This window comes from Desulfovibrio sp. DV (genome assembly GCF_001936595.1).
Lineage (GTDB): Bacteria > Desulfobacterota > Desulfovibrionia > Desulfovibrionales > Desulfovibrionaceae > Solidesulfovibrio.
Window position 1 is genome coordinate 73,940 of record NZ_MLBG01000007.1, and the last position, 10,689, is coordinate 84,628.

Annotated in this window: 11 protein-coding genes; 2 read left to right on the forward strand and 9 right to left on the reverse strand. The window is 66.3% G+C overall.

Annotated features, from left to right (window positions below; all coding sequences use genetic code 11):
• Window positions 1-12 precede the first annotated feature (12 nt).
• The 3 genes from DVDV_RS03485 to DVDV_RS03495 form a co-directional block, all read right to left on the reverse strand.
• On the reverse strand, window positions 13-1,662 hold the full coding sequence (locus tag DVDV_RS03485) for a class I SAM-dependent methyltransferase (protein ID WP_075353325.1): 1,650 nt from the start codon (window positions 1,660-1,662) through the stop codon (window positions 13-15).
• Window positions 1,663-1,721: 59 nt separating this feature from the next.
• The gene (locus DVDV_RS03490) at window positions 1,722-2,891 is read right to left on the reverse strand and encodes a pyridoxal phosphate-dependent aminotransferase (protein WP_075353326.1); all 1,170 of its coding nucleotides are present in this window, start codon (window positions 2,889-2,891) and stop codon (window positions 1,722-1,724) included.
• A gap of 74 nt (window positions 2,892-2,965) precedes the next feature.
• Window positions 2,966-3,322, reverse strand: coding sequence for a glutaredoxin domain-containing protein (locus DVDV_RS03495; protein ID WP_075353327.1), 357 nt, complete (start codon window positions 3,320-3,322; stop codon window positions 2,966-2,968).
• A gap of 125 nt (window positions 3,323-3,447) precedes the next feature.
• Here DVDV_RS03495 and DVDV_RS03500 point away from each other — a divergent pair, with 125 nt between their 5' ends.
• Window positions 3,448-3,897 (forward strand): metal-dependent hydrolase, encoded by a 450-nt coding sequence (locus DVDV_RS03500; RefSeq protein WP_075353328.1) that lies wholly within the window; start codon window positions 3,448-3,450, stop codon window positions 3,895-3,897.
• A 21-nt stretch (window positions 3,898-3,918) separates the two neighbouring features.
• Here DVDV_RS03500 and DVDV_RS03505 read toward each other — a convergent pair whose 3' ends face one another.
• A complete protein-coding gene (locus DVDV_RS03505) occupies window positions 3,919-4,722 on the reverse strand; it encodes an ABC transporter substrate-binding protein (protein ID WP_075353329.1) in 804 nt (267 codons plus the stop codon).
• A gap of 200 nt (window positions 4,723-4,922) precedes the next feature.
• On the opposite strand from DVDV_RS03505, the gene DVDV_RS03510 reads away from it, so the two are divergent.
• Entirely contained in the window at window positions 4,923-5,909 is a 987-nt protein-coding gene (locus DVDV_RS03510) for a chemotaxis protein (RefSeq protein WP_075353330.1), read from the forward strand.
• Here DVDV_RS03510 and DVDV_RS03515 read toward each other — a convergent pair whose 3' ends face one another.
• The 5 genes from DVDV_RS03515 to DVDV_RS03535 all read right to left on the reverse strand — a co-directional run.
• Window positions 5,910-6,662: an N-acetylmuramoyl-L-alanine amidase gene (locus tag DVDV_RS03515; protein ID WP_075353331.1), complete on the reverse strand. Its 753-nt coding sequence runs from the start codon at window positions 6,660-6,662 to the stop codon at window positions 5,910-5,912. It abuts the gene before it with no gap.
• 150 nt (window positions 6,663-6,812) lie between these two features.
• The gene (locus DVDV_RS03520; protein WP_075353332.1) at window positions 6,813-7,544 is read right to left on the reverse strand and encodes a hypothetical protein; all 732 of its coding nucleotides are present in this window, start codon (window positions 7,542-7,544) and stop codon (window positions 6,813-6,815) included.
• Between the two features lie 173 nt (window positions 7,545-7,717).
• Window positions 7,718-8,020: an MTH1187 family thiamine-binding protein gene (locus DVDV_RS03525; protein WP_075353333.1), complete on the reverse strand. Its 303-nt coding sequence runs from the start codon at window positions 8,018-8,020 to the stop codon at window positions 7,718-7,720.
• Window positions 8,017-10,377 (reverse strand): penicillin-binding protein 1C, encoded by a 2,361-nt coding sequence (gene pbpC, locus DVDV_RS03530; RefSeq protein WP_075353334.1) that lies wholly within the window; start codon window positions 10,375-10,377, stop codon window positions 8,017-8,019. The genes DVDV_RS03525 and pbpC overlap by 4 nt, the downstream gene beginning before the upstream one ends.
• 2 nt (window positions 10,378-10,379) lie before the next feature.
• Window positions 10,380-10,689: response regulator (locus DVDV_RS03535; RefSeq protein ID WP_139311503.1), on the reverse strand; the 310-nt coding region annotated here is incomplete at its 5' end.

Sequence of the window (10,689 nt, forward strand, 5' to 3'; positions counted from 1 at the left end):
CGGGGAAGGGAATTATGGGGCGGCGTCCGGCAGGCGATGGTCCAGGCTGCCATTGGTCACGGCGGCAAAAAGCCAGTGGGTGAAGCGGGCCAGGGAGTCGGTGTCGGCCTGGCGCGACAGGGGATGGCGGGCGAGCATCCGGTCCATGGCCGGGGGCAGGCCGGCCGTCCCGGGCAGCCCCAGGTACTTTGCCTGGGCCTGGAGTTTCTGGCCGACGAGATTGACCCCCCGGTCAATGAGCAGTTGCAGGGGGATGTCGCAGGCCAGCTGCCATTCGAGGTCGATATAGCGCACGTCGCCGGTGGCCGGGTGGCGCAGCACATTGCCGGGATGGGCATCCAGGAGGCGGCCGGACAGCCAGCGAGCCTTTTCGTGCCCCGGGTAGAGGTCCGCCCCAAGCTGGCCGCGGCAAAAGGCGGCAAAGCCCGCCGCAGCGGCCGGGTCGCCGGGTCTGGCCCGGGAGGCGGCCAGTTCCATCCATTCGATGAGCAGCCGGCCGGCCCGGGCCGGGTCGCCGTCTTCCACCGCATCCAGGATCATTTCCAGAAAGCTGGCGTAGCCGAGATGGTACGGTTCGCCGGCCTTTATCTGCTGGCGTCCGGCGGCAAAGGCCGGCGGCGGCAGGTTGTGGAGGTTTCGCCGGGTGACGGCCACGCCGCCTGCCCCCTTGTCCACAAACCGGGTCATGGTCTGGAAATGCGGCGGGCAGGAGTCGGCATTGACGGCCACGGCCAGGGTTGCGGCGTTGGCGGCGAGCAGGGGGGCGTCCTCCCGGCTGGCTGCCAGGACGAGAAACGAGTTCATGAAATGGCCGGCCACGCCGCCGGACAGGGCCGAGCGCAGGAACTGGCGTTCGCCAAAGGCCGGCACGGCCCGGCCTCCCGGATCGGCGGTGGGCAGTTCCAGGAGCGGCAGGACGGAAAAGCCGTCGCGGCCAAGGGCCGCTTCGCTGACCACGGCGTCGGGCATCTTGTAGTCCGGGGAGGGATAGTGCCAGCGGGTGGCGCCAAAGCCGGCGCGGGCCAGCATGGCGGCCAGGGCCGGCCGGTCAAAGGTGCGCACTCCCGGCCGGCCGGGATAGCCGTTTATGCCGTCATAGGGCCGGCCGGTGTGGTCTTCGGGCAGCCCGGCCAGATACTTGTGGCCCAGGCGGTTTTCGATGGCCAGGATCAGGCAGCCGTCCGGGGCGAGATAGCGCCGGGCCTCGGCCAGGAGCCGGGCGTAGGGTTCGGGACCCTCCACAAAGGCCCCGGCGTATTCCAGCACGCCAACCAGGGTCACCACATCAAAAAGGCCGTCGTAGGGCAGGCCCACGGCGTTGGCAGTGATGATCTCCAGATTGGGGGCGTCGGGCAACCGGGCGCGGATGACGGCCGCCCGGTCCGGGGAGCCTTCCACGGCTGTTATGCGATGGGGCAGGCTGGCCAGATGGGCGGTCAGCGCCCCGCAGCCGGCCCCGAGTTCCAGGATGCGGCCGGCCGGACCGAAATCGATCCAGGAGAGCAGGGTCTTTCGGCGCGGCGAAAGATGGTAGCGCACGGCCCAGGAGGCATCCTTGGGATAGAGCTCGTATTCGTTGACCGTGTGGTCTGTAAAAAACTTGAGCAGCCAGGCTTCCGAGCCGTCGCTGTAGCCGATGCCGGCGTCATCCCCGTTGGTCATGTCCTGTCCTTTGCGGCGGTTTTGGCAACAGGCGCGGGATGCCCGGTGGGTGGGCCGGTTTATTGCCGGCCCAGCCACTCGCCCAGGCGGTCGCAGGCCGTGTCGATCTCGGCCTCGTCGCCGCCAAAGGACAGCCGCAGGCTTTGCGCCCCGCCCGGACCGAAGCTGTCGCCCGGGATAGTGATCACCCGGGCCTCTCGGATCAGCCGGGTGGCCACATCCATGGGTGCGCCCGGCAGTTCATAGCGGGCCATGATGTAAAAGGCCCCGCCCGGGGCATTGTAGGTGATGCCGGGGATGGCGTCGAGGCGCTCCATGATGCGCCGGCGTCTGGCGGCCAGGGCGGCCAGGAAATCGGCGTAGATACGCTGGGGGCCGGTCAGCGAGGCCAGGGCGGCGATCTGCGACGGGGTGGGGGCGCAAATGGCCGTGCAGTCGTGGACCTTGAGCATCTGGCCCATGATCGGCTCCGGGGCAAAGGCATAGCCCACGCGCCAGCCGGTCAGGGCGAAGCGTTTGGAAAAGCTGCCCACAGCCACCAGCCAGGGGCGCAACTGCGGCAGGCTGGCCAGGGAAAAGGCCGGTTCTTCGTAGCTCAGGGCGTCGTAGGTGTCGTCGCAGATGACGTAGAGCCCGTGGTGCAGGGCAATCTCGGCCACGGCCAGCAGGTCGGCCTTGGCAAAGACCGAACCGGTGGGGTTGTGCGGCGAATTGATGATGATCGCCCGGGTGCGCGGGGTGATGGCCGCGGCCACGGCCTCGGGATCAAGGCTCCAGTCGTGGCGGCGCAGGGGAACGAAGACCGGACGGGCTTCGGCCAAAAGCACCTGCTCCACATGGGAGGGATAAAAGGGCTCGGGCACGATGACCTCGTCGCCGCGCTCGCACAGGCACAGGACGGCGCACAGCAGCGCCTCCATGCCGCCCACGGTGATGGCGATTTCCCGTTCCGGATCGGCCAGCAGCCGTTTCTCGGCCGCCAGCAGATCGGCCACGGCCCGGCGCAGTTCCACTGTTCCGGGCTGGAGCGAATACTTGCCGGCCGAGGGCAGATCGGTCAGCGCCCGGCACACGGCCTCGACCACGTGGGGCGGGGTGGCAAAGGACGGCACGCCCTGGCCAAGGGAGACGCAGCCCCCGATTTCGCTGGCCAGCATGGGCATGAGCTTGGTGGCGGAAATCTTGATGTTGTGGGCGCGCTGGCTGAAACGGTAGGGCAGGCTGGTCATGGCAACTCCATGGGAAAGCGCCGGGCCTGTGCGAAGGCCCGGCGCAGTGTGCGGCAGGAAACGGGAACGGACGGCTAGGGCGTGGCGATTTTGGGATGGGACGGGGCCGTTTTGGGGGCGGCCAGGGCCTTTTCAAATTCCGCCACGGAATAGCCGGCTATGGCCGTGCCATCGATCATGACCAGGGGCACGCCGCGTCCGCCGTAGCGCTTGAAGCGCATGTTGGCGGCCGGGTCCTTGTCGATGTCGTACATCGTATAGGCGATGCCCTTGCCGTCAAAAAAGGCTTTGGTCTTGGTGCAGTAGGGGCACCAGCTGGTGACGTAAAGCTCCACCACGGGGCCGGCGGCGGCGAGCCGGGCGGCGGCCAGGAGCAGGACGGCCAGGGCCAGGGGAATGATGCGGGTGGCCAGGGAACGGATACGGGGCATGATGTGCTTCCGGTTTGAGGGTTGGCAAGCACTGGTCCTAGCCGGGGGAAGCAGGCCGCGTCAAGACGACAATTGCCCGCATCCGGCGGTTGCCCAACCGGGCCGGCGATGCTAGGGAGGCCCCCATGCCGGGATACAAGATGCACATTGCCGGTGCGGCAGCGGTCACCGGTGCGGCCGTGGCCGGGGTGTCGTGGCTTGGGTTTTACCGCCCCGGATTTGAGACCTCGATCTGCCTCGGGCTTTTTTCCGTGTTGGGCGGGCTGTTTCCCGATGTGGACACCGACTCCAAGGGACGGCGTTTTTTTTACGGCGCGGCCCTGGTGGTGGACGGGTTTCTCATCTTTCGCGAACAGTATCGCTACGCGGCCGTCCTGGGGTTTTGCGCCCTGCTGCCGGCCATCGGCTCCCACCGGGGCTGGACCCATTCCTGGTGGGCGGCCCTGTTGATCCCCAGTTCCGTCCTTCTGGCTCCCATGCTCCTGCTCGGGCTGCCCTGGAAGCCGTTTATTCCCTACTATGTGGCCACGGTGCTCGGCTACTTTTCCCATCTGCTGCTTGACCGCAAGTTCTGACCGGGACTCCCGGCCCCGGCCTCAGTGCGGCAGGGTCAGGCTGGTCATGTCGCGGTATTGGTCCGTGGCGAGGAATTCGGTGATGGCAGCATCGAGGCGGGCCATGGTTTCGGGCGGGACGGCCGTGCTGCACATGATCGAGCGCTCAACCCCGGGCGGCGCGTCAGCCAGTTGGAGCAGCCGGATGTGGGCGCCAAGGTCCGGCTTTTGGCTGATGATCCAGGCCAGTTCTTCAGGATCGACCAGCATGGCGTCGAGGCGGCCCTGGGCGACAAGCTCCACCAGATGGGTGGTGTCGGAAAAGCGCTTGACCGAGCGTGGCGGGTGTTCTGCAAAGGCCTTGTCGAAATACTTCCCATAGGAAAATCCCTCGCGTAGCCCCCAGTGCAGTTCCGCGCCAAGCAGGTCGACCAGGGTCGGCGGCGGGGCCGACGCCATTGGCACGGCGCGGCCGATGGCCACCGCCACCGGCTGGTTGCGGTACAGCGGCAGGCTGAAGCGGGCAAAGGCCTCGCGCTCCGGGGTTTTGATCCAGCCCACGGCGCAGACCTGGCTTTTGCCGTCGGCGACAGTGGCGACGATGCGTCCCGGCGGCATTTCCCGTACCGTGACGGGGATTCCGGCCCGCTCAAAGGCTTCCAGGGCAGCCAGCAGGAGAAAGCCTCCGGCAGCCTTTCCATCGTGGAGCATGTAATAGGGCGGGCGATGGAATACGAGCACTGCCAGGGGATCGGCTGATTCACCGGCCAAAAGTGGCCCGGGCCACGACTGGAGGGCCATGGCGGCCAGTGAAGCAAAAATGGCACACAACAGACGTCTGGACATGGCATGTTCCCGCGTCGACGCGCTGCTAAACAGAGGAAAGGGCAGTCCACCTTCCTTCTATCGCGGAAAAAAAATGTGCTGTCAAATAGCCGCATCTTCGTCGGAGTCCTTGCTTTTTTTGAAACGAACAGCATACATCATCAAAGGGACGCTGATCGTCCATTCCACCCATCCCTGAGTGCGAAGGAGAGTTCCGCCGCATGAGCAGCAATACCAACATCCTCCTTGAATCCGGTACCAACGAACTCGAAATCGTTGAATTTTATCTGGAGGAGCCGACGCCGTCGGGCAAGACCTACGTGGGGTACTACGGGGTCAACGTGGCCAAGGTACTGGAGATCATCCGGCTGCCCAAGGTGACGGAGATGCCGCAGACGCCGCATCCTTGCGTATTGGGGACATTTAATTTGCGCGACAAGGTCGTGCCGCTGGTGGATTTAAGCCTGTGGCTTGGCAAGGATCGTTCGCACAATGCCTCGGACAAGGTGGTGGTGACGGAATTCAACCGGGTGGTCAGCGCATTCCGGGTGTCCGGCGTCACCCGCATCCATCGCCTGAGCTGGGAGCAGATCGAGCCGCCGAGCATCCAGGTCCAGGCCTATTCCGGCAATTCCGTCACCGGCGTGGTCCAGCTCGATACCCGGGTGGTCTTTATTCTGGACATGGAAAAGATCGTGGCCGATCTCAACCCGGAACTGGCGCTCAAGGAGCTTGACGAGGAAGCCTTTGTCGAGCGGCAAAAAGAGCTGCCGGACAAGGACATGGTCTTCAAGGCGCTTATCGCCGACGACTCCACCACCATCCGCCGCATGATCGGCACGTCGCTGGAAAAGGCCGGTTTCGAGGTGACGCGCACCATAAACGGCCGCATTGCCTGGGATCAGTTGCTGGAGTGGAAGGCGGCGGCGGCCACTGAAAATCGGCCCATCACCGATTTTGTGCATATCCTTGTGTCCGACATCGAGATGCCGGCCATGGACGGCCACAGCCTGACCCGAAAGGTCAAGGAGGACCCGGTGCTCAAGCAGCTGCCGGTGATCCTTTTCTCCTCGCTCATCACCGACAGCCTGCGCCACAAGGGCGAGGCCGTCGGGGCCGACGATCAGGTGTCCAAGCCGGAAATGCTCCAGCTGGCCGAAAAGGCTCGGGCCCTGGCCTGGGAACGCCTGGCCGTCACCAGCGCCTGATTACGGGCGCATTCCCGCACACCAGTTCACCACGGCCCGGGCAATCGCCCGGGCCGTTTGCGTCTGGCGCTCCTCGCCGGCCAGGGCCGTTTCCTCGGCCCGGTTGACGATGACCCCGGCCTCCACCAGCACCGCCGGCATGGCTGCGGCGTGGAGCACGGCCAGCCCGTCGTAGCGGTACACGCCCACCTGGTCGTCCACCAGGGGGCGGCGCTCGCCCGGGATGTCGGCGGCGTGGTGGCTGGTAAAGGGCAACCCCTCCCGGCGCATCTGCCGACCGATGAGCCGGGCCAGGGCCAGGCTGTCGTCGGGGTGCTGGTTGCGGCCGGAATAGAAAATTGAATAGCCGGCAAAGAGGTCGCAATAGGGCCTGGCCTTGCCGTTTTCGTTGCGGCTGGTGAAAAACTGCGGCTGGGCCGAGTCGTGATGGATGGAGATGAGAAGGCCGGCCTTGGCCGCATTGGCCCGCATGGCCCGGCCGGCCGGGGGCAGGTCGAGACCGGTGGGGTCGATGCGAAAGGCCTTGGGGAAACCGGCAGCCTGGAGGGCGTCCACGACCTTGCCGGCCAAGCGGTCGTTGAAGCGGTATTCGGCCACTCCCGAGGCGCTGGTTGCTCCGGGGATTTTGGGGCCGTGCCCGGCATCCACGGCGATGGCCAGGGCGGCTGGCGAACAGCCGGCCCAAAGCGTGGCGCAGTCGGCCGGGAAAAGCGTCAGGAGGCCGGCCAGCAGGAAGAGGAGGCGAGGGATCATGGCGCGGCGTCCTTGTGCCCGGATGGGCCCGGCGGATGGCCGGCGGCCGGGGAGCGGTTCGCAACAAGGCATCAGGGCGTCCCGTCCCTGTCCCGGCCCTGTCCCGACCGGATGAGGGCGGGACAGGGCCGATGCCGGACGACAAGCGGATCAGACCATCTTGCCTTCGTCAATGAGCGAATCCTTGAGGCCGGCGTCGAGCAGGTCTTCCGGGGCGGTCAGCAGGTTATTGAGGAAAACGCTGGTCTTTTCCGTCAGCCACGGGTCCCGCTCCAGGGTGTCAACGGCGCGCAGGCGCTCGGAACGCTTGTCGGCCGGCATGGACTTGTCGGCGGCCAGCTGGTTGCGCAGGAAATGGTAATAGAGCTTGGAGCCAAACACCGAGGCCTTGGAATCGACGCCGATAAAGACGCGGTGCAGATCGTCGCGGGTGCGCTCGGCCGCGATGCCGCGCAGGAAATGCCAGGGAGCCGTGCCGCTGGTCAGGGCGGCGAAGAAGTAGCGGACCTTATAGAACCGCTTGCCCGTGGAAAAGGCCTGTTCCATATCCGTCGCGGTGCATACTCCTTCGACGCAGCTATTGAGCGCGCGGCGATAGGGCAACTCCACTGCGGCGATACCGACCTGCCAGAGCATATAGAGGTTGATCAGGGTCATGATGAGGATGCTGCTGTTTCGAAGGGATGGATTGACGTCGCTGGCCCAGTTGAGAAACAGATAGATGAAAATAAGGACAAAGACGAAGTATTTGACGGCGCACAGGGCCATATGGGTGAGAGAACCCATTTTCCAGTGCAGGCGGATGACGATCGCCATGAGGGCAATAAAGACGACAGTCTGGAAGTATATGCTCATGTTGATCTGGGCGAGCTGGTCGAGCATGGTCCTCTCCTCGGCGTTTCGGTGCATGCGTGGTGGCCCGAAGATCCGGGCCGACTTTCGGTCCGGGTCTTCGGGAATTGTTGTGATCGGTGTACCTTGTACCTTCGGGAACGGTCCTTGGCAACGGGTGCAACGGTTTTGCCAGACACCAATTCCGTACCCGGCCGCTCGTGTCAGCCCTGGCGCAGTTTTTCCTCGACGGCCTCGATCTTGGCCGTGATCCTTCCGGCCGGGCCGCTTCGCCAGTCGATGCGGATGGCCACGTGGATGCGGCCGCAGTCCTTTTCCAGTTCATCCTTGCAGCGGGTGACCACGGCCAGGACTTCGTCCCATTCGCCCTCGATGCTCGTGGACATGGGGGAAAAGACGTAGGGCAGGCCGGAGGCGCGCACGATGCGGATGGCCCTGGCCACGTAGGCCGACAGGTTCTCGCCCTTATCCAGCGGGAAGATCGAAAAATCCAGAATGGTGCTCATGGTTGCTGCTCCTTGGCGAACGGTTCGACGTGCACGGTCACGGCGTGGCTGCGGCCCTGGTCGTCGGCCACGGCCACGCGGTGCGCGCCAGGGGTTGGATGCCAGAAAAGGCGTTGTCCGGGGGGGCCCTGGGCGGCCAGAACGCCGTCCACGTACCACGACAGGCGGCTGGCGGCGGCGGCCGTGTCGGCGGCCAGGGCAATCTGCTGGAATTCGTCCGGAATGTCCGGGCGCACGGCATAGACCGTAGCCGGGCTCGGCGAGACGATGCGCGGCCCGTCTCCGGCCGCGCCCAGGCAGTCGGGAGCCGGCGGCGGGGGTGTTTCAAAGGGGATGCCGGAACTGCGCCACCAGCTTACCAGCTCGGCCGGATACTCGGCCACAGCCACGGTTTTGGCCTCGCGGCCGGCCAGGCAGTCGGCCCCAAGGCGCTCGCCCGTGGCCGCATCCACCAGCATCCGGCGATGGACCGGGCAGGGCCCCAGGCGGGTGCGGCCGGGGATGATCCTGGCTGTGATCCGCCGTGGGCAGTCCGGGCCGGGCAGTTGCCGGCTGTCGGCGCAGACCTCGATTTCGGCGATATTGAGGCCATTTTTAATGGCAGGCCTGGAACCGCGCGGCTCCAGGGCCCGAAACAGCTCAAAGAGAATCGGTCCGGCATGGACCGCGCCGGAAATGCCGGCAATGGGCGTGCCGTCCATGTTGCCGACCCACACGCCAATGACGTGCTCGGCGCTGATACCCACGGCCCAGGCGTCGCGATGGCCAAAGGAGGTGCCGGTCTTCCAGGCCACCGACGGCACGGCCAGGGCGCGTTCCCAGGAGGTGGGCAGGTCCGGGCGTTCGAGTCGGGTGAGAATGTCCGTCACCAGGGCGCAGGCTTCGGGCGAAAAGAGCCGTTCGCCACGGACGGCCGGGTGCTTGGCCAGGATGGCCGGGGGCAGGGCACGGCCGTCGTCGGCCAGGGCGGCGTAGCAGTTGGTCAGGGACAACAGCGTGGTCTCGCCGCCGCCAAGGATCAGCGACAGGCCGTAATGGGCCGCCGGCTTATCCAGGCTGGTCAGGCCCCCCCGGCGCAGCAGCTCCAGAAACGGGGCCGGTCCGACCTCGTTTAAAAGCCGCACCGCCGGAACGTTGCGCGAGGTGATAAGCGCCTGTTCGGCGCTGACCCGGCCCAGGAAAAGCCCGTCATAGTTTTTCGGAATATAGCCGGCAAAACTGGTTGGGATATCGAGCATCTGGCTCTGGGGAAAGACCAGCCCCTGGTCCATGGCCATGGCATAGAGAAAGGGCTTGAGCGTCGAGCCCGGGGAACGGCGGATGGTTGCGCCGTTTATCTGGCCGAAGCGGGCATCGCCAAACCAGTCCGTGCCGCCGACCATGGCCCGGACCTCGCGGCTGGCCGGATCGAGGACCACGGCGGCCACGCTGCCGATGCCCTGGCCGGCCAGCCAGCGCGACCGGGAACGCAGGATATCCGTGGCGCTCTTTTGCGCGCCCGGGTCCAGGGTCGTGTCGATGCGCGGGGCATTGCCGCCAAGCTCACGGGCCAGCTGGCTGAAATGGGGCGCGTCAAAGGGCTGGCGCACAAGGGCCCGGGGTACGGGCGCCTCGGCCGCCTCCCGGGCCGCCGCGTCGGCCACGATCCCGGAGCGGGCCAGGGCGGCCAGCAGCCGGTTGCGGGCGGCCCTGGCCGCCTCGGGGTGGCGCACCGGGTCCAGGCGCAGGGGCGAGCGGGGCAGGACGGTTAAAAGCGCTGCTTCGGCCAGGGACAGCCGGTCGGGCGTTTTGCCGAAATAGAGCGTGCTGGCCGCGCCAACACCCACGATATTGCCGCCATAGGGGGCCATGTTGAGGTAGCGCTCCAGGATGGCGTCCTTGGAGAGCCGGCGTTCCAGGGCCAGGGCGGCCAGCGCCTCGTCGAACTTGGCGGCCAGGGTGCGTTCCCGGGGCCGGGCCAGCCGGGCCAACTGCATGGTGATGGTCGAGCCGCCGGAAACCACCCGTCCGGCCGCGAGATTGGTTGCCGCAGCCCGTAGCAGAGCCAGGGGATTGACCCCGGGGTGGCGGTGGAAATGGCGGTCCTCGGCGGCCAGGACCAGCTGCGGCAGGATGGGGGCCACGCCGGAAAGGCGCACCGGAAAGCGCCAGGCCTGGTCCGGGGCCAGAAACAGGCGCAGGGGCTGGCCGTTACGGGCCGCAACCACCGTGGACGGGGGCGGAGTGAGCGCGGACAGGGGAAAGGGCAGGCGGGCGTATCTGGCGGCCAGAAACCCGGCCGCACCAAGCGTTGCCGCGCAGGCCAGGATGGCCAGCCCGCGTCGCAACGAAAAACCGGCAACGGATGCAAAGGCCATGGCTATGCGTTGGCTTTCGCGACCAACTCCCGGCAATGGGCGACCAGATCGAGGATGTCGAGCTGCATGTGCACCCGGCAGGTGAACTCCTCGACTTCCACGGGCTTGACCAGGAAATCGTTGGCCCCGACCTTGAGAAACCGTACGGTCTGGCCGCCACCCTCGGCCGAGACGCCGATGATGGCCACTTGATCCTTGGGTTTGCCGGCCCGAATCTCCTCAATCAGCCCGAACCCGTCGAGGTTTGGCATGTTGTAGTCGGTGATGACCAGCCGGATGTCGTTGTGCTCGGCCAGGACGGCAAGGGCCTGG